Origin of the sequence: Pseudomonas sp. B21-019 (assembly GCF_024749225.1) — a bacterium.
Lineage (GTDB): Bacteria > Pseudomonadota > Gammaproteobacteria > Pseudomonadales > Pseudomonadaceae > Aquipseudomonas.
Genome location: NZ_CP087193.1, coordinates 4,684,160 through 4,702,794 on the forward strand (window position 1 = coordinate 4,684,160; position 18,635 = coordinate 4,702,794).

The following is an 18,635-nucleotide window of genomic DNA, read 5'->3' on the forward strand; positions in this document are numbered from 1 at the left end:
AGGGCTGTCGGTTTACATGCCCTGCCCCGCAGGTAGAATGGCGCCCTTCCCTACTTCAGCCCGAGCGGACTTCATGGCGTTGCCGACCTTACGGATCATTGGTTTCATCATCGGCATCTTCCTGATCACGCTGGCCATTTCCATGGCCGTGCCCATGGCTACCCTGGTGATCTTCGAGCGCACCAGCGACCTGCCGTCATTCCTCTGGGCCAGCATGATTACCTTTGTCGCCGGCCTGGCCCTGGTGATTCCGGGGCGCCCCGAACACATCCATCTGCGCCCGCGAGACATGTACCTGCTGACCGTCAGCAGCTGGCTGGTGGTGTGCATCTTCGCCGCCCTGCCGTTCCTGCTGACCCAGAACATCAGCTACACCGACTCGTTCTTCGAAAGCATGTCCGGCATCACCGCCACCGGCTCGACGGTGCTCACGGGCCTGGACACCATGTCCCCCGGCATCCTGATATGGCGCTCCTTGCTGCACTGGATCGGCGGGATCGGCTTTATCGGCATGGCGGTAGCGATTCTGCCATTGCTGCGCATCGGTGGCATGCGGCTGTTTCAGACCGAGTCGTCAGACCGTTCCGAAAAGGTCATGCCCCGTTCGCACATGGTGGCGCGTTTGATCGTTGCGACCTACGTCGGCATCACCATTTTCGGCAGCCTGGCGTTCTGGTGGGCCGGGATGAGCCCGTTCGACGCGATCAACCATGCGATGTCGGCGATTTCCACCGGCGGGTTTTCCACCTCCGACCAGTCTTTGGCCAAGTGGCCAGAGCCTGCGGTGCATTGGGTCGCGATCGTCATCATGATTCTCGGCGCCCTGCCGTTCACCCTGTATGTCGCCACATTGCGCGGTAACCGTCGGGCGCTGATCAAGGATGAACAGGTGCAAGGCTTGCTCGGCATGCTGCTGGTGACCTGGCTGGTGCTCGGCACCTGGTACTGGTGGACCACCCAATTGCATTGGCTGGACGCCTTGCGGCATGTGGCGCTGAACGTCACTTCGGTGGTGACGACGACAGGTTTTGCACTGGGGGACTACAGCCTCTGGGGCAACTTCTCGCTGATGCTGTTCTTTTACCTGGGGTTTGTTGGCGGCTGCTCGGGTTCGACCGCTGGCGGGATCAAGATTTTCCGCTTCCAGGTGGCCTACATTCTGCTCAAGGCCAACCTTAACCAGTTGATTCACCCGCGCGCGGTGATCAAGCAGAAGTACAACGGCCACCGTCTCGACGAAGAAATCGTGCGTTCGATCCTGACCTTTTCGTTCTTTTTCGCCATCACCATTTGCGTGATCGCTCTACTGCTGTCGCTGCTCGGCGTGGACTGGATGACCGCCCTGACCGGCGCGGCCAGCACGGTGTCCGGCGTCGGCCCAGGGTTGGGCGAAACCATTGGCCCGGCGGGTAACTTCGCCAGCCTGCCGGATGCCGCGAAGTGGATTCTCTCGTTCGGCATGCTGCTGGGCCGACTGGAGATCATTACGGTGTTTGTTCTGTGTATCCCTGCGTTCTGGCGTCACTGACCGGCGTGAGCGCTTCCGTCAGCCGCGCCCGGTATTCGCCGGGGGTAGTATCGAACCAGCGTCGGAAAGCGCGGAAGAAGTTGCTCGGATCGGCAAACCCCAGCAGGTAGGCAATTTCCAGTAGCGTCATGCTTGGTCGCGCCAGGTATTGCTCGGCCAGTTCACGCCGCGTGTCATCCAGCAACGACTGAAAACTCGTGCCCTCTTCCTGCAAGCGTCGCTGCAAGGTGCGTTGCGACAGGTGCAGCGCCTGCGCCACTGCATCGCGCTTGGGTTCGCCCTGGGGCAGCAAGCGGCACAACACCTGCCGCGCATTGTGGGTCACGCGGCTCTCGGCAAACCGCGCCAGGTATTCACCGGCAAAGCGGTCGTGCAGCAGCGCCATGGCCTCGTTGGCGGTGGGCAACGGCGCCTCCAGGTCAGCGCGCTCGAAAATCAAGGCGTCATAGGGCGCATTGAACATCATCGGCGCGTGGAAGGCTTGCTTATACGGTTCGAGGTCGTCGGGTTGATCGCCCTGCAGCAGCACTTTGCGCGGACACAGCGTGCGCCCGGTCAACCAGCCGCAAAACGCCAGGGCACAGGCCATCGATGCTTCGGCGCTTTGTCGGGTCGGCGGCAAGTGGTCGCCATGCACCGTCAGAATCAGCGCATAACCCTCGTCCAGTATGCGAAAACTCAGATCGGCACTTTCGGCGATGATTCGCTGATAACGCACCAGACGTTGAAAGCCTTCGGCCAGGGTCCGGCTGGACATCAAGGCATAACCGGCGACGTGCAGGGACGCCGGTCGCACCACCTTGCCCATGTTCAGGCCGATCGCCGGGTTGCCGGACAGCTCGACCGCGCGCTGCCATAGCCGCGTCATGGAATCTTGCGGGAACCGCGCATCCGGATCATCCAGTGCCGCATAGTCGAGCCCTAGCTGTTTGAACAAAACCCGGCAATCCAGGCCGTCCATTTCCAGTGCTTTGACAATCCCCATCGCCCAGCTTGCAGAAGTCGTTCTTTCGCTCATGGCGTTTACTACGTGATGGCCGCATGCCACGACCCAATTCCGAAGGATACTAAAGTGGCGCCTATTGTCACTGGCTGATGCCAATGATCACTCTAGACTTAAATAGGCTACCCGCAGCGCAACTTGTCGCCTGCGCACACACCACAGAGATCGCAGTCGTGGAAAACATCAAACGTTTCAACAGCTTCGCTGCGTTTTACCCGTATTACCTCAGCGAACACCGCAACAGCACTTGTCGACGATTGCACTTTGTCGGCACCACGCTGGTTATTTTCATTTTGGCGCTGACCATCGCCAAAGGCCCATGGTGGCTGTTGCTGGCCCTGCCGCTGGCCGGTTACAGCTTCGCCTGGGTCGGGCATTTCTTCTTCGAGAAGAATCGTCCTGCAACCTTTCAGCATCCTTTTTACAGCCTGCTCGGCGATTTCGTCATGTACCGCGACATGATTGTAGGTCGCGTGCCGTTCTAGGCTCCTTTGGCCACAAAAGCGTCCTGTGCAGCCAGTGCAGCGCTCTGGATCCGAGTCCTACACTCCAAACATCCCTTTCGATAAGAACAAGAGGATAGCCGATGAATGCCCGCGCCCGTTTTACCCACATGCAGGACGGCACGCAGCAAGACTGGGCGATCATCGCCGCAGACTTCAGTGCCTATGCCCGGCAATTGCCTACAAGGATCGTGGCGCATTTGAAATTACTGGAAGGTGATTTCGGCGGATTCCCGGTGGATCGCCTGACCCACTCGCTGCAAACCGCCAGCCGTGCCTGGCGCGATGGCCGCGACGAAGAGTACGTGGTCTGCGCCTTGCTCCATGACATCGGCGACACACTGGGGTCCTACAACCACCCGGACATCGCCGCGGCGATCCTCAAGCCGTTCGTCAGTGCCGAGAACCTGTGGATGGTGGAGAAACACGGGATTTTCCAGGGCTATTACTTCTTCCATCACCTGGGCATGGACCGGCACTTGCGCGAGCAATTCAGCGCTCATCCGCAGTATCAGGCGACCATCGATTTTTGCGCCCGGTACGATGCAGCGGCGTTCGATCCGGCATACGACACACTGCCGCTGAGCTTCTTCGAACCGATGATGGAACGGTTGTTTGCGCAGCCGAAGAACTCGATCTACAAGGCGGCGATGGAAGAACAAGCGCCAGCCTGAAGATCAAAGGATCGCAGCCTTCGGCAGCTCCTACATGGGAATGCGATCTCCTGTAGGAGCTGCCGCAGGCTGCGATCTTTTGATTTTGCTTTTACGCCGGCTCAGCGACTTTAATTGCCTTCAATTCCGCCTCCCGCGCCTGCGCATCGGCCAACCGGTACAACTCGATCGAGCCGTCCCAATGCTCGATCAGCGCCGTGCACGATTCCACCCAATCCCCGCAATTGAGGTAATCCACCTCACCAACCTTGCGAATCTCGGCATGGTGAATGTGCCCACACACCACGCCATGCAACTCGCGTTTGACGCATTCGTGGGCAATGGCTTCCTCAAAATCGCTGATGAAACTGACGGCGGTCTTGACCTTGTGCTTGAGGTACGCCGACAACGACCAATAGCCGTAGCCATAACGGGCCCGCCAATGGTTGAGCCAACGGTTGAGGGTCAGGGTGAATTCGTAGGCCGAGTCGCCGAGGAACGCCAGCCAGCGGTGATAGCGAGTAATCACGTCGAACTGATCGCCATGAATCACCAGCAGATGACGACCATCGGCGGTCACGTGCACGGCTTCGTCCACCAGCTGGATATTGCCCAGCATCAGTTTCGAATAACGGCGCAGGAATTCGTCATGGTTGCCGGTGACGTAGATAACTTCTGTGCCGCGCTTGCTCATGGTCAGCAGGCGACGAATCACGTTGGTGTGCGCCTGGGGCCAATACATGCCGCTACGCAGCTTCCAGCCGTCGATGATGTCACCGACCAGGTAAATCCTGTCGGCATGGTAGCCCTTGAGAAACTGCGACAGGTGTTCGGCCTGGCAGTCCCGTGTGCCCAAATGCACGTCGGAAATCCATAAGGTCCGCACACGTTGCTTACGGCTGGGTTTGGCGAGCTCGGCGCTGGTCATGGGCAACCCTCTGGACAAGTTTTGGCAAGCTTGCGCCGGTCGGGTTAATTGCCCATGACAATCGCAAGTCAGTCCTGTGACAACGCGCGAACGCAGGGCCTCGGTGTAGACTGGCGGCTTCACTCATCAATATCGCCACGAGACCTGCGATGAGACCGATCCTCACACTGCGCCAATACACCCACGACCTGATCGTCCACAGCCACGACCACGCGCAACTGGTATTCGGGCTGTCGGGCGCACTGGATTTCGAGGTCGAGGGGCTTGGCAGTCAGGTGGTTCAGCAGAGTTTCGTGGTGGTGCCGTCCGGGGCGCATCATGCCTGCGACAGTGCCCATGGCAGTCGTTGCCTGGTGCTGGATGTGCCGAGCGATCAGTGGGTGTCTCAGTCACTGGGGGACCACGCCGAGGCCAGCCGCCGCTTGCTCGACAACGCCGGGCGCCTGTCGCTGGACGCCGGGCAAAGCCAATTGGTGAGCTGGCTGGCCGGCAGCCCGATCAGCGATCCGCTGATCGCCCAGCAAGGCGCGGTGTTACTGCTGGCCAGCCTCAACAACGCCAAGCCCGACACGGTCGGCGGTCGGCGTCTACCGTATGCGGCGCTCAATGCTCACATCGATCAATACGCGGCCTATCCACTGCAAGTCGCCGATCTGGCGCGCATTGTCGGCCTGTCCAGCGCTCGCTTGCACGCGCGGTTCGTGGCGGAATGCGGGCAAACACCGATGGACTACATCCGCAGTCGCCGGCTGCACATCGCCGTGCGCTTGTTGCGCGATTCGGCGCTGCCCATTGGCGAGATCGCGTGTCGGGTCGGCTACAGCTCCCAGAGCGCATTCGCCGCAGCAGTGCTACGTGAATTCGGCGCCTCACCCGGTAAATTGCGCCGCGAGGCTGGCGACAAATGACGCGAGTCTGGCGACAGACATAACCGGCTGAGCACGATTCAATGTAGGAGCTGCCGAAGGCTGCGATCTTTTGATCTTGCTTTTGGAGATCAAGGTCAAAAGATCGCAGCCTTCGGCAGCTCCTACAGGGGCCGACGGTGTCGTCGGCCAGATTCGATGCGTTATTCAAGGACTGCAATGACTCCCCGTACCGCCCTTGGCGCTCTGCATATCGGTGCACTGATGTTCGGCCTGACCGGCGTGTTCGGCAAACTTGCCGCTGCCTCACCGGCAATCATCGTGTTCGGTCGTGCCGCGTTTGCCGTCCTCGCCTTGGCGTTTTTCGCCCGGTTCGCCAGTAATACCCGTTGGCAGACACTCGACGCCGTGGACTGGCGCCGCCTGTTGCTCAGCGGCTTGCTGCTGACCGGGCACTGGGTGAGTTTCTTCATTGCGGTGAAGGTGGCCGGGGTGGCGATCGCGACCCTGGGCTTTGCCAGTTTCCCGGCGTTTACCGTGATCCTCGAAGGGCTGATTTTCCGCGAGCGCATCCGCGCCAATGAAATTCTGCTGGTGGTGCTGGTCAGCATTGGTTTGGTACTGGTCACACCGGACTTCGATCTGGCCAGCGGCGCCACCACCGGCCTGTTGTGGGCAGTAGCCTCCGGCCTGCTGTTCTCCCTGCTGTCCCTGACCAACCGCGCCAGCTCCGGGCGAATCCCGCCGGTGCAGGCGGCGCTGTGTCAGAACGTAGTGGTTGCGATCTGCCTGCTGCCGGTGGCGATGCCGCAGTTGAACGAAGTACGCGCCATCGACTGGCTGTGGATTGGCCTGCTCGGGGTGTTCTGCACCGGCGTCGCTCACAGCCTGTTCGTCGCCAGCCTGGCGGTGATCAAGGCCCGGACCGCGTCAGTGGTGTTTGCCCTGGAGCCGGTTTACGGCATCACCCTGGCCTGGTTGTTGTTCGATGAAAACCCGACGCTGCGCATGCTGATCGGCGGCGCGTTGATCATCGTGGCCATCGTGGTCTCCAGCCGGTTGTCCGGCGGTTCAAGCCACAAGACCGTTGCCGCGCAAGCGCCGTCTCACTGAGTGCGGTCGTTGTGGCCCAGGTCGCGGTCCGGATCGATCTGATCGCGGACCCGCTGCTTGAGCACCTTGGCCTCGGGGAAACCGCCGTCGGCCTTGCGTTCCCAGAGCTGCACATCGTCGCAGAAAATGTGGAATACCCCACCAGTGCCGGGCACCAGGGATACTTTGCCCAGGTCGTCGCCGAAGGTGCTGAGCAGTTCCTGGGCCAGCCAGGCGGCGCGCAACAGCCATTGGCATTGCGTGCAGTAGGTGATGACGATTTCCGGTTTACGTGCGGTCATGATTGGCAAAACTCCTCTGCCTGAAGGCGTCGCCATGATAAACCGCATAACCGAAATGATCTTCAGCGAATACCCGCCAACAGCGTTCGGGCCGTCTCCTTCAGTGGTTCGTCGCCTTCCTTGAGCAACTCGTTCAGCAGCTCGATGGCGCTGTCCAGATCGCCGTCGTCAATGCAGGTCTGGGCCTGTTCGAGTTTGCCCGCGCTGCTCGGCTCGGCCGGTTCAAGATCGATCAATTCAGCAGTCAGCGGTTCAAGCTCCAGCGACTGGCCCGGATCGCTGAATTCGTTGAGAAAGGTCTCGTCCAGAGATTGCGAGTCAGGTTCGGCGACCCATTCAAGCTCGGGCTCATCCAGCGTCGGCTCGTCGGGTATTTCGAAGACATCGGGCAACACATGCAGGTTCGAGGTGAATCCGGGCTCGTCTGCCGGTGATGGCTGATTCGACGGTTTGGCGCTGGGCGGTGAGTTGTCGAAGGGGCTGATCAGGTCCCAGTTCGCATCCATCGACAGGTCGTCGAGGTTCAGCTGGAACTCATCGCCAGGTGCCGCTTCAGGAGCGGCTACCGTCGGTGGAGCCACCGCTACGGCAGCGACCGCCGGTGCGACGGCGCCAATCAGTTTCGGATGGCGAGCGCGAATGTCCCGAAGTTGCTGCGCGTCAAACCCAGCCTCACGCAGGTTACTTTCCTGCGCGTCATATGCTTGCACATCACCCTGTTTGCCAAAAATTTCCAGCAGCTGTACGGCCAGATCGGTGCGCTGGGGTTCCTTGACCAACGCCTCTCGCAGTAAACCGGCAGCTTCGGACAAACGGCCATAGGCGAGGTAGATACTCACCCCTTCCAGCACGTCGCCTGCAGCAGTCTCATCCGCCGAGCCGGCCACCGATTGCGTCTGGGTGGCTGGCCTGGCTGTTTCTGCCGTGCGGTTGAGCACCGGTTCATGACGTGACGACTGCGCGGGTAGCGGCTCGGGTAAGGCCTGAACCTGCTGTCGTTGACGGCGAATGAACACTGCGAGCGACACCAAGGCCACCAACGACAGCAACCCGATGATCAACGGCCAATGGGATGCTTCGGACGTCTCGACAACCACCGGAACCGGCGCCGGCACCTCGGGTGCGGCAGGCGCCGCCGACGCCTGCTTGACTTCCGTCAGTTGGGTTTGCAGCTCAGTCACCTGTTTTTTCTGAACGGCGATCTGCTCGTCCTGCGCCTGCAGCTTCGCATTGAGTTCATCGATGGTCTTTTGCAGCTGCTGGTTTTGCAGCACGCTGGTGGCCAGTTGTTCGGCAACAGGATCATTCGCCGGCGTGGCGGCTGGTTTATCGACATCAGGCTTGGGTGCCGAACTATTCACCGCAGGTGGCGGTGCAACAGCCGGTTCAACAGACGGGAACGCGGAATCCTGAGGGCTCGGCGCGGGGTCGTCGTTGACGGGAACAATCCCAGGTGAACCCGGCGGATCGATCAGCACGGTGTACTCGCGCAGCAAACGCCCATTGGGCTGATTGAGCTGCACCAGAAAATTCAGAAAGGGTTCCTTGACCGGTTTACTGGACGTCACCCGGATCAGGTTGCGGTTGCCCCGCAGGATCGGCGTGAACTTCAGGTTATTGAGGAAGAACACCCGCTCGACACCGGCGCGGCTGAATTCTTCCGCCGTCGCCAGGCTGACCGACAGCTCGCCCTCCTCCAGCCCCCCGACATCCAGCAGGGCGATATCGGCGCTGAACGGCTGATTCAACGCCGAATGCTGGGTGATCTCACCCAAGCCTAGCGCGGGGGCCAATGCCGAGTAAGTGACGGCACCACCGACCAGCAGCAGCCGGGTGCAACACCGCAATACAACGTGCCAACTCTCGAGCATGAGCATCCCTTAGATAACCAGAACCAACCTGTATGCATTCGCACATCCGGTACGAACACGATATTGCCTAGTAGTTCTTTATAGTCTGCCCAACGGGGTATCTCAAAAGTCCGACGCGTGGTTGTGCCTCAAGATTTTTCCAGGTTGCCCAGGATGTGCGCGTGGACACGCATGCAGACCTTCAAATCCGCCTCATCAACGCCTTCGAACAATTCGTGGCGCAGTTGCGTGGCAATGGTTTCAATTTGTTCGATCAAGGGGCGGGCCGGGGCACAGAGGACGATTTTTTTCGCCCGACGGTCTTCCAGCACCGATTGGCGTTGCACCAGGCCCTGACTTTCCAGGCTATCGAGCAGCCGAGCCAGGGTAGGCCCTTCGACGCCGACGCTTTGCGCCAGTTCACGCTGGGTGGGAGCATCATCGAAACGCGCCAGGTGCAGCAGCACCAGCCAGCGCGCCTGGGACAGGCCCAGGCCAGCCAGTCGGCGGTCCAGTTCGGCACGCCAGCCGCGAGACATCTGGGCCAGTTGCATGCCAAAGCGGTGTTGATCGGTTAACGGCATAAAACACTCATGATTAGACTGAAATAGAGAAAAACTAATTATTAGTCAGCTAAGCATGACCTTTGGCTATAGGCAAGGTTTGCTCTGTACTGAATCGTTACATCTGCGCGACAGGCCATTCAAATTTCGAATTCCGACTGCAGCGCGGCACGTACGCAATACAAAACGCCTTCCGGCACCCGCCCTGCGAACAACGCGGCGATCTCCGCCACCGGCGGCAACTCGCCTTCGCCGTCGAGGAAGGCGTCCTGAACTTCGCCCATCAACTCTTCGGGCAGGTCCAGCGCCTGTTCCAGTGACAGCTGCTGCTTGCCGATGGCCTCGGCGAGCATCGTGTAGACGTTCTTTTCCGAGCATTGCAGCTGACCGGCGATCTGCAGCGGTGTCATGCCGGCCCGGGCCAGCGTGATCAGCTCGTGGCGCACATCGGCCACCACTTTCGGCGCCTCGACCTGACCGCCGAGCACTTCGAGGAAAGCCTCGCCGTAACGTTCCAGTTTGCGCGCGCCGACACCGCTGACCGTGGCCATTTCCGCCAGCGAGGTCGGCTGACTGCGGAGCATTTCCAGCAGCGTCGAATCGGGGAAGATGACATACGGCGGCACGCCATGTTCTTCGGCCAGTTTGCGGCGCAAGGCACGCAGCGCTTCCCACTGTTCGCGCTCCTCGAAACGGACCAGTTGGCTCGCCTGGCTCTTGCTGCTTTTGGCGGTGGTTTGCGGCTTGAGGTCGCGGCGCAGTTCCAGGGTCACTTCGCCCTTGAGCAGCGGCCGGCAGGTATCGCTCAGGCGCAGCCCGCCGTAGCCTTCGAGGTCGATGTCCGCCAGACCGCGAGCAACAAGTTGTCGGAACAAGGAGCGCCATTCACTTTCGCCCAGCGCTTTGCCTACGCCGTATACCGACAAATGCTGATGGCCGAAACTGCGGACCTTTTCGTTGTCCTTGCCCAGCAACACGTCCACCAGATGGCCGACGCCATAGCGCTGGCCGGTGCGGTAGATCGCCGACAGCGCCTGGCGGGCCGGCTCGGTAGCGTCCCAGGTCTGCACGCCGTCGACGCAGTTGTCGCAGTGGCCGCAGGGCTCGGGCATGTCTTCGTCGAAGTACGCGAGCAGGGTCTGGCGGCGGCAACGGGTTTCTTCGCAGAGCGAGAGCATGGCGTCGAGCTTGTGCTGCTCCAGACGCTTGTGGCGTTCGTCGCCTTCGGAGTTTTGCAGCATCTGCTTGAGCATCACCACGTCTTGCAGGCCGTACGCCATCCAGGCATCCGCCGGCAGACCGTCACGACCGCCGCGACCGGTTTCCTGGTAATACGCCTCAAGGGACTTCGGCAAGTCGAGGTGAGCCACAAAACGCACGTTGGGCTTGTCGATGCCCATGCCGAACGCCACGGTGGCGACCATGATCAGGCCTTCCTCGTTGAGGAAGCGTTTTTGGTGATGCGCCCGGGTTTCGTTGGCCAGACCGGCGTGGTACGGCAGCGCCGGGAAGCCTTGCTCACTGAGGAACACCGCCACTTCGTCGACCTTTTTGCGCGACAAGCAGTAAACGATGCCGGCATCGCTGCGCCGCTCGGCGAGGAACGCCAGCAACTGCTTGCGCGGCTGCTCCTTGGGCACGATGCGATAGAAAATATTCGGGCGGTCGAAACTCGACAGGAAACGCTCGGCATCCTGTAAATGCAGGCGATCGACGATTTCTTCCCGGGTGCGCTTGTCGGCGGTGGCGGTCAGGGCGATGCGCGGGACGCTGGGGAACAATTCCGCCAACTGGCCCAGTTGCAGGTATTCGCGGCGGAAATCGTGCCCCCATTGGGACACGCAGTGCGCTTCGTCGATGGCGAACAAGGCGATTTCGAGACTTTGCAGGAAGGCCAGCATCCGTGGCTGCACCAGGCGCTCGGGCGCCAGGTAGAGCATTTTCACCTCGCCGCGCTTGATCCGTGCAGCAAGATCACGCTGCTGCTCGGCGCTGAGGGTGGAGTTCAACGACGCTGCGGCGACGCCCAGCTCTTCGAGGGTGGCGACCTGATCGTCCATCAGCGCGATCAGCGGCGACACCACCACCGCCAGGCCTTCGCGCAGCAGCGCCGGCACCTGGAAGCACAAGGACTTGCCGCCCCCGGTAGGCATCAGCACCAGGGCGTCGCCGCCACTGGCCACGCGCTCAATGATTGCACCCTGACGGCCACGGAAACTGTCGTAGCCGAAGATGTCCTTGAGGACGCGTTGAGCCTGTTCGAGCATAAAAACTCCAAAAATCACCGAAACATCCCTGCAAGGCTGGTTCAGAACCACGAAAGCTGCACAGACAAATCGTAAGTGCGCATTGCGTGACGCTGCATATTTCAGCCGTGACGCCAGCAGGGCATCACAAAACGCGCGAGTATACCCGAGCCCTCCCCTGCAAAGGGCGCCGCTGATAAGACGCACACAAGCCAACCGCGGGAGCAAATATGCCGCGCGGCTGGCCTGAGCGCTCAAGAAGGCCTAGAATTCCCGCATCGTATATTCCCCAAGGTAGCCCTTTAATGTCCTTCGCTGAGCAACTAACCCGCCTGCAAGTCTTCCTCGACGCCGACGAGCTGCATGACGAGGCGCTGGACTACGTGGCCGCCCACGGCTACCTCACCGCGCTGTCGATCTGTTCCGAAAGCGTTCCCGACCGCGAATGGATCGATGCGCTGTTCGCCGAAGAACCGCATTACGCCGACGACACCGAGCGTGAAGCGATCGAATCCACCCTGGTGCTGCTCAAGGCTCACATCGCCCGCCAACTGGCGTCCGACGAAGAGTTCGAGCTGCCGTGCGACCTCGACCTGGGCGATGACCCGGACGATTCCGACCTGCGTGGCTGGTGCATCGGTTTCATGGAAGGCGTGTTCCTGCGCGAGGCCGCCTGGTTCGAAACTGCCGAAGACGAAGTCAGTGAAATGCTGCTGCCGATCATGGTCGGTTCGGGTCTGTTCGACGAACAGCCTGAGTTCTCCGACATCGCGGCCGACGCCAACCTGATGGACGACATGATCGTGCAAATCCCGGAAGCCCTGACCGCGCTGTACTTGCTGTGCAACGCGCCAGACGAAAAACCGGCGATCCTCAAGCCACGTCACCACTAAGGTTTTGCCTATGGACAACCCCATAGGCAACCGCCCCCTGATGTTGCGCTACGTGCTGCTGGCCATCGGCTGGCTGAACGTAGTGCTGGGGGTGATCGGGATTTTCCTGCCGGTGCTGCCCACCACACCGTTCCTGCTGTTGGCGGCAGCCTGCTTCGCCCGCAGTTCGCCGCGTTTCTATCACTGGCTGGTTGAACATCCACGGCTTGGCCCCTGGATTCGCGACTATCTGGACGGCAACGGCATTCCGCTCAAGGGCAAGGTCTACACCATCGGGTTGATGTGGGCGAGCATCCTGTTCTCCTGCTACCTGGTGCCCCTGCCGTGGGCGCGCGGGTTCATGCTGACCAGTGCGGTGCTGGTGACGATCTACATCCTCAAACAGAAAACCCTGCATCAACCCTGATCCCCGTAGCAGCTGTCGAGCCCCAGCGAGGCTGCGTTCGGCTGCGAAGCAGTCGCCAATCCGATCAATGCGGTGTGTCAGGAGAAGGTGGGTTGCAGGTTTTGGGGCTGCTTCGCAACCCAACGGGGGCAAGCCCCCTCGCCACGGAAAACAACCCGTCGACGTCCTTTCGTCCGACGACCTGCCCTCCCTCGCCGTAAACACCACCTAGACTTCAGGCATCTGCACCCGAGCAGCCAGACATGCCCCGCAGTCCGCGTAGTCCAGGATGGTCAACGCTCCGACTTCGGTTCGGCGGATGGCTGCTGCTGGCGAGTTTTCTGCTGGCCGGGTTGGGCAGTGTCTGGGCCGACTGGGATTTTGCGCAGGTCCTGCAAACGGCCGAAAAACGCTACGGCCCCCTTGGCGAGGCACAGGGGCGGATCAAGGCCTGGAGCCAAATGCTGCAAAGCGAACGCAACCAGCCTGAGCGCGAACAGCTGAACGCGGTCAATCACTTCTTCAATCAGCAACTGAGTTTTCAGGATGACACGCGCATCTGGCATCAGACCGATTACTGGGCCACGCCCGTGGAATCCTTGATCAAAGCCGCAGGCGACTGCGAAGACTACGCCCTGGCGAAATATTTCAGCCTGCGTCATCTCGGGATTCCCAGCGAAAAACTGCGCATCACCTACGTCAAGGCCCTGACCCAGAACCAGGCGCACATGGTGTTGACCTTCTACAGCAGCCCCACGGCCGATCCGCTGGTGCTGGACAACCTGATCGACGAGATCCGCCCCGCCTCCCAACGCAAAGACTTGCTGCCGGTGTACGCCTTCAACGCCGAAGGCCTGTACTTGCCGGGAGCCAATGGCGGTAAACGCAGCAGCGACTCGAAAAAACTGTCGCGCTGGCAAGACGTATTGAAAAAGATGCAAATCGAAGGGTTCGCCGTGGGCGAAGGCTAGCCGCCAATGCAAGGAGTGTTTTCATGTCACTGCGCAAACAGTTGTTCCTCGCCATTTGCCTGTTCTTGCTGGTGGCCTTCAGCGGCAGTTTTTTTGTCAGCCTGGAAAGCTCCCGTGAACAGATGCTCAGCCAATTGCGCTCCCACGCCCAGGACGCCGCCACGGCGCTGGGCCTGTCGTTGACCGCGCAGATCGACGACCCGGCGATGATCGAATTGATGGTCAGCTCGATTTTCGACAGTGGCTATTTCAGCAACATCCGGGTCGTCAGTATTGTGGATGAACGGGTGTTGGTGGAACGCAGCGTGCCGACGCAAATCGAGGGTGTTCCGGACTGGTTCGTCAGCCTGGTGAACCTGCACCCACAGGGTGGCGACGCGCTGATCACGCGTGGCTGGGACCAGGCAGCCCGGGTCGAAGTGCTGAGCAACCCGCAGTTCGCCCTGGCCAAACTCTGGGACAGCACCCTTGGCAGCCTGATCTGGCTGCTGATTTGCGGACTGCTCAGCGCCGTGTTTGGTGGCTGGCTGTTGCGCCGGCAGCTGCGGCCGCTCGACAACATGGTCAAACAGGCGGAAGCCATCAGCAAACGCGAGTTCCGCAGTTTGCCGAAACTGCCGCGCACGCCGGAGCTCAAACGCGTGGTGCTGGCCATGAACCAGATGGTCGAAAAACTCAAAGCGCTGTTCGCCGAAGAGGCCGCGCGCAGCGAAAAACTACGCTCCGAATCCTATCAGGACAACCTCACGGGCCTGGCCAACCGGCGCTTGCTGGATGAACAACTGGCCGACCAATTACTGGATTCCGAGCAAAGCCGCGACGGTCATTTGCTGATGCTGCGGATCAACGACCTGATCGGTCTCAATCAACGCCTGGGTGGCCAGCGCACCGATGCCCTGATCAGCGCCGTCGGCGAATTGCTCAAGCGCCTGACGCAACCCGCGGAACGTCGCACCTGGCTCGCGGCGCGTAATCGCGGTGGCGAATTCAGCTTGCTGACGCCGGGCCTGGACAGTAAGGATGCCGCGCGCCTGGCCTCCGAAATCAGCGCCACCCTGGAAAACCTGCGCCTGACCGGCGCCAGCGACTGCATGCCCGTGGCACATCTGGGTATCGTCGCCTACCACCCGGGCGAACCGGCAAATGATGTGCTGCTGCGCCTCGATCAGGCGCTGACCCAGGCCCGGCAACATCCCGAGCGGCCATGGATATACCAGGCCCAGGTCGATTCTGCGCCGAATCACTCGCAGCATGATTGGCGCAACTGGATCGACGACGCGCTGACCGAAGGCAAGATGCAGTTGTATTTCCAACCGGTGGTACAGTGCGCCGACACCAGCCAGGTGCTGCACCACAAAGTCCTCGCACGCTTGCTCGACCCGCAAGGCGAGGCGATTGCCGCCGGGCATTTCCTGCCGTGGATCGAACGCCTCGGCTGGTCGGCGCGGTTCGACCTGGCGATGCTCGAAACCACCCTCGAATACCTCGCCGCCAACCGCTGGCCGCTCGCGCTGAGCCTGTCCGGCAGCACCCTGCGCGATCAGACCCAGCTGAAACTGATCTGCGACATACTCGAATCATTGCCGGAACTGGCGCCTCTGCTGACCCTGGAAATCGACGAACGCCAACTGCCGCCCCCCGAAGAACTGCAACGCCTGAGCCACAGCCTGCTCAAAACCGGTTACCGCATCGGTCTACAGCATTTCGGCGGCAGCTTCAGCCAGATCGGCAACCTGACTCAACTGGGGTTGGCTTACTTGAAAATCGATGCTGCCTACATTCGGGGTATCGATGAGCAGAGTGATAAGCGGTTGTTCATCGAGGCGATTTTTCGCGCGACCAACAGCATTGATTTGCCGTTGATTGCGGAGATGGTGGAGACGCAGGCGGAATTGGAGGTAATTCGGGAGTTGGGGTTGTTTGGGGTGATGGGGCGGTTGATTGGGCCGCCGGAGCCTATGTGAGGGATTCGACCGTTCATCTTAAACCATGCACTACCTGTCAGATCTGACAGTAGCCAGTCTTCCCTACCTGGTGTGTGATAAGCCCGCGTCCCGAGAGGACTCAGGGCTTGTCACCTTCCAGGAGAACATGATGGATATCCAGTCCGCCGAGTTGAACAAATTGTTCGTGCTGTTTCCCGTGATCATCCCGGGCTGGGTCACCCCGGTGAAACCGGACGGCATCGCCCACGGCGGTATCCCCAATGCCCTTTATGACGGCCAGGTCCGGGGCCTTGAATGCCTGGTCGAGCCCTTGATCGAACTGCTGGGCTCCTGGACCATGGCGGCCGATGATCGCGTGGATTTGTATTGCAACGGCAATTTCGTCCCAGGAGCAGGCCAGACCGTCAAACCGGGGGAGGAACAACTGCGTCTACGTCTGTACCTGCCACATGGTTACCTGAACCAGGGCGTCAATACGTTGCATTACGTGGTCACCCGAGTCAGCGGGAACAGTGAACCCTCTCGGGATCTGCTAGTGCTGTACCACCTGCGGCCTGCGGACAGCCTGAATCTGGTGATCCCGGCCGACGTGCTCAAGGGCGGCGTCAGCGCCGAACGGGCGGCGCAAGGGGTGGCGTTCGGGTTCACCTATGCCAACCGGCGCAAGTATGACCGCATCGAGTTTCGGCTGGGCGACACCCAGGTCAGGTTCGACGTCCCCGACAGCACGGCGCCGATCACCCACACCCTGTTCACCGACACGTTCCGCAAGGCGGGCGACAACCTGAATGCGGTGGCCGAGTTCCATGTCATCGATCAGTTGGGCAATCGGGTCAAATCCCCGGAGAAACGACTGGACATCCACCTCGACCGTATCAAGTTGCAAACACCGATTTTGTTGACCCCGGCGAGGACTCCAATTGATGTATTGGCTTACACGGATGGAGTCACTGTTCAAATTGAACATCAGACAGCGGAGTTGAATGATCAAGCACTTCTGATTATTGAGAATCCGGGCGTCGACGACAAACCGTTTCCTGCGCGACCGTTCAATCAAAACAAAAGAGCCAACTTCAAACTAAACCCTGCGCTACTATTGAGCTGGATGGGGCGCGAAGTTAATTTGTCCTGGCAGTTGATACGCAATGGTCAGCCAGTAGGCAAGTCGTTGCCGCTGGTGCTCACGATTAATAAAATCGCCAATGGGGATGCTCGATTAAAGGTCGGTGTAATTGATCAGGCTGATAGTGCACGGATTGTGGACACCAATGAATTCAAAGGTGATGCCACCGTCTCTCACAAGAACTGGCCATTGCGGGGTGGAGTTTATAGCATTGACATAAATATCACAGGCACTGATACCAATGGAAATGCGTTTGTGATTTCAATTGTCAAAAGAGGTTCCCTAACACCTGCAGAGGAGCAAAATGGTTTCAGCAGGACACTATCACGTGCAAAGTTGTTATTGCTCAAGGACAGTTCAAATCTAGATATCAAGACAGAAGTTCACTTCAAAGAAACTACACCCTGGACACTCAAATTCCCAGCCTCCTTAATCTATATCATTCAAAACAAACCTCCCATCCTGTCAGAAAACCTTGATAGTGAACACTCTCGCTTTATATCATCGGGTGGTTCCATATCAATCCCCAGCATGAAGATACACCATCTCGGAGGAGAGGGTCTTCTAGGTATAAACTCTATCAATACAATACTCACCGGCCCTTACCCCCCAATACATAACCAAAGCGCGGCACAAGTCTTGGAGATGCATACGAACATATTGGGTCACGGGCAACATATGCGCCTCGAATTCCGTTGGGGTTACTCTTCTGTCGGCTTCTACTACAGATTTGTTCAAACCAACGGGATATTGGTTCGTTTCCTGGATAAAAGCGGGAGAAGTCTATCCGATCAACATCTCGTCAATAACCCTGGCCCACTGCCTGTTTTCTTCTCCACTTCAACCAACTCCATTTGGTTTATTGACATCATTACGAGCGTATATGACTTGATTACCTTTGACTATTTCACCATGGGTCGTACGAAATAAAGGGGGTATATTTATCACTCCTCTCTCGACGCTACCTGAGTGAGAAATAAACGCCGATGTTTAAAAGACATCTCCAGACACTCACTCAGGCTACACATCCTTGCGCCGCTGCCTACGACTGCGCCAGAATCCGCCGGCTTGTGCGCTTTCGGGTCGGGTTCTATTGTTTCCCGGTCGCTGACGAATCAGCGATCGGGTTTAGCGACCCGAACCTTTGTAGGCGCAACAGCGCTCCAAACTCTCTTGCAGATTGTTCATGTCTGCGATTGATGTCATGGCGGCTGTGCGCGGGAGACCTTCGGGTCTGCCGGGCGCCTACACCCGGTTCGCTAACCTGCGTGCAGCCGCCACCCTTACCTGTTTAGCGACAGGTCTTGGTGGCTCCATTTCCTGTAGGAGTTTCACCATGTTCAAAATCACACCCAACCCACCCGAAACCGACGACGTTTCCCCTTACGAAACCCCGGACTCCAAAAAACTCAACGAAGCCGCCGAGCGCGCCCTCGATTACTACCTCAAACCGTCCGCCCCCAAGCCCCCACGCAAACCGAGCACGATTTACACCGTTGCCCCGGACATCAACATCGAAGAGCTACTGGCCAATGCCTGCGAGTCCTTTGCCTCGGCCAAGGTGATCGCCAGTGACTGTGCCGGTTTTCTGGAGGGGACGCAGCGCAATACGATATTGGGCGTCGCTCAGCTCATCATGTTTGGTGAGCTGGCGGTGAATCGGGCGCTGGATAGTCTTGAGCTGAAGGCTGACCCGGCCCTGTGACCTGAGGTCAGACGCTGATCCCTGTGGCGAGGGAGCTTGCTCCCGCTCGGCTGCGCAGCAGTCGTAAACCCTGTGCAT

At 59.6% G+C, this 18,635-nt stretch carries 17 protein-coding genes; 11 read left to right on the forward strand and 6 right to left on the reverse strand.

Annotation, left to right across the window (positions count from 1 at the left end; genetic code table 11):
• The first annotated feature begins 73 nt into the window (after window positions 1-73).
• The gene (locus LOY36_RS20830; protein WP_018929928.1) at window positions 74-1,528 is read left to right on the forward strand and encodes a TrkH family potassium uptake protein; all 1,455 of its coding nucleotides are present in this window, start codon (window positions 74-76) and stop codon (window positions 1,526-1,528) included.
• On the opposite strand, the gene LOY36_RS20835 is transcribed toward LOY36_RS20830, so the two are convergent.
• On the reverse strand, window positions 1,485-2,546 hold the full coding sequence (locus LOY36_RS20835; protein ID WP_218187014.1) for an AraC family transcriptional regulator: 1,062 nt from the start codon (window positions 2,544-2,546) through the stop codon (window positions 1,485-1,487). The genes LOY36_RS20830 and LOY36_RS20835 overlap by 44 nt on opposite strands.
• A 158-nt stretch (window positions 2,547-2,704) precedes the next feature.
• On the opposite strand from LOY36_RS20835, the gene LOY36_RS20840 reads away from it, so the two are divergent.
• Both LOY36_RS20840 and LOY36_RS20845 read left to right on the forward strand, forming a co-directional pair.
• Window positions 2,705-3,016 carry an Mpo1-like protein gene (locus tag LOY36_RS20840; RefSeq protein WP_258670625.1) on the forward strand — a complete coding sequence of 104 codons (312 nt, stop codon included), beginning with the start codon at window positions 2,705-2,707 and terminating at the stop codon, window positions 3,014-3,016.
• A 101-nt stretch (window positions 3,017-3,117) separates the two neighbouring features.
• Window positions 3,118-3,708, forward strand: a complete 591-nt coding sequence (locus LOY36_RS20845; protein ID WP_258670627.1) for an HD domain-containing protein — start codon at window positions 3,118-3,120, stop codon at window positions 3,706-3,708.
• A gap of 91 nt (window positions 3,709-3,799) precedes the next feature.
• Here the strand turns inward: LOY36_RS20845 and LOY36_RS20850 are convergent, their stop codons facing one another.
• Window positions 3,800-4,615, reverse strand: coding sequence for a UDP-2,3-diacylglucosamine diphosphatase (locus LOY36_RS20850; protein WP_018929924.1), 816 nt, complete (start codon window positions 4,613-4,615; stop codon window positions 3,800-3,802).
• A 149-nt stretch (window positions 4,616-4,764) separates the two neighbouring features.
• Between LOY36_RS20850 and LOY36_RS20855 the strand changes: the two genes are divergently transcribed.
• Complete coding sequence (locus LOY36_RS20855) at window positions 4,765-5,523, forward strand: AraC family transcriptional regulator (RefSeq protein ID WP_258670629.1); 759 nt, start codon at window positions 4,765-4,767, stop codon at window positions 5,521-5,523.
• Between the two features lie 177 nt (window positions 5,524-5,700).
• Window positions 5,701-6,594 carry a DMT family transporter gene (locus LOY36_RS20860; protein ID WP_258670630.1) on the forward strand — a complete coding sequence of 298 codons (894 nt, stop codon included), beginning with the start codon at window positions 5,701-5,703 and terminating at the stop codon, window positions 6,592-6,594.
• Here the strand turns inward: LOY36_RS20860 and LOY36_RS20865 are convergent.
• The 4 genes from LOY36_RS20865 to recQ all read right to left on the reverse strand — a co-directional run bounded on the left by LOY36_RS20865 (window position 6,588) and on the right by recQ (window position 11,555).
• On the reverse strand, window positions 6,588-6,875 hold the full coding sequence (locus tag LOY36_RS20865; protein ID WP_007895010.1) for a SelT/SelW/SelH family protein: 288 nt from the start codon (window positions 6,873-6,875) through the stop codon (window positions 6,588-6,590). The two genes, LOY36_RS20860 and LOY36_RS20865, sit on opposite strands and share 7 nt — an antisense overlap.
• 62 nt (window positions 6,876-6,937) lie before the next feature.
• Window positions 6,938-8,746 carry a FimV/HubP family polar landmark protein gene (locus LOY36_RS20870; RefSeq protein ID WP_258670633.1) on the reverse strand — a complete coding sequence of 603 codons (1,809 nt, stop codon included), beginning with the start codon at window positions 8,744-8,746 and terminating at the stop codon, window positions 6,938-6,940.
• Window positions 8,747-8,874: 128 nt separating this feature from the next.
• Window positions 8,875-9,309, reverse strand: coding sequence for a MarR family transcriptional regulator (locus tag LOY36_RS20875; RefSeq protein WP_018929920.1), 435 nt, complete (start codon window positions 9,307-9,309; stop codon window positions 8,875-8,877).
• Between the two features lie 119 nt (window positions 9,310-9,428).
• A complete protein-coding gene (recQ, locus tag LOY36_RS20880) occupies window positions 9,429-11,555 on the reverse strand; it encodes a DNA helicase RecQ (protein ID WP_019648061.1) in 2,127 nt (708 codons plus the stop codon).
• A gap of 284 nt (window positions 11,556-11,839) precedes the next feature.
• Here recQ and LOY36_RS20885 point away from each other — a divergent pair, with 284 nt between their 5' ends.
• From LOY36_RS20885 to LOY36_RS20910, 6 genes are all read left to right on the forward strand, one after another.
• Complete coding sequence (locus LOY36_RS20885) at window positions 11,840-12,427, forward strand: YecA family protein (protein ID WP_007938492.1); 588 nt, start codon at window positions 11,840-11,842, stop codon at window positions 12,425-12,427.
• A gap of 10 nt (window positions 12,428-12,437) precedes the next feature.
• On the forward strand, window positions 12,438-12,833 hold the full coding sequence (locus tag LOY36_RS20890) for a YbaN family protein (RefSeq protein WP_019648060.1): 396 nt from the start codon (window positions 12,438-12,440) through the stop codon (window positions 12,831-12,833).
• A 242-nt stretch (window positions 12,834-13,075) separates the two neighbouring features.
• Window positions 13,076-13,783: a cysteine protease LapG gene (gene lapG / locus LOY36_RS20895; protein WP_019648059.1), complete on the forward strand. Its 708-nt coding sequence runs from the start codon at window positions 13,076-13,078 to the stop codon at window positions 13,781-13,783.
• Window positions 13,784-13,806: 23 nt separating this feature from the next.
• Window positions 13,807-15,747: a cyclic di-GMP receptor LapD gene (lapD, locus tag LOY36_RS20900; protein WP_258670637.1), complete on the forward strand. Its 1,941-nt coding sequence runs from the start codon at window positions 13,807-13,809 to the stop codon at window positions 15,745-15,747.
• A gap of 130 nt (window positions 15,748-15,877) precedes the next feature.
• Window positions 15,878-17,782, forward strand: a complete 1,905-nt coding sequence (locus LOY36_RS20905; protein WP_258670639.1) for a hypothetical protein — start codon at window positions 15,878-15,880, stop codon at window positions 17,780-17,782.
• Between the two features lie 406 nt (window positions 17,783-18,188).
• Window positions 18,189-18,557 carry a DUF6124 family protein gene (locus LOY36_RS20910; RefSeq protein WP_258670640.1) on the forward strand — a complete coding sequence of 123 codons (369 nt, stop codon included), beginning with the start codon at window positions 18,189-18,191 and terminating at the stop codon, window positions 18,555-18,557.
• Window positions 18,558-18,635 lie beyond the last annotated feature (78 nt).